The 243-nt window shown below is 36.6% G+C and carries 1 protein-coding gene; it reads right to left on the reverse strand.

Translation table 11 applies throughout. The annotated features are described in order from the left end of the window. Positions 1-243 (reverse strand): hypothetical protein (locus SB658_RS26890; RefSeq protein ID WP_410603554.1); only part of this gene is annotated, 243 nt, incomplete at both ends.

Raw genomic sequence — 243 nt, forward strand, 5'->3', positions numbered from 1 at the left:
GTTTGTGTCTTACCGGTTCCTGGCGGTCCTTCAATTACGCTAACCTGAGAAGAAAAAGCAGATTCAACCGCTTGAATTTGACTAAGATTCAAACCAAACGGATATATAAGCTTTTTTTCCTTATTGAAGGATTGACTAGTTTTTGTAAAATAAGCATGAAGAGCACTTTCTGTTCTTAGAGGAAGGTTATGAATTTGCCCTTCTAAAATAGCAGGTATACCATTAACTGTTCTATCCTTTACC

The organism is Bacillus sp. SIMBA_008 (genome assembly GCF_046535495.1).
In the GTDB taxonomy this organism is placed as follows: domain Bacteria; phylum Bacillota; class Bacilli; order Bacillales; family Bacillaceae; genus Bacillus; species Bacillus subtilis.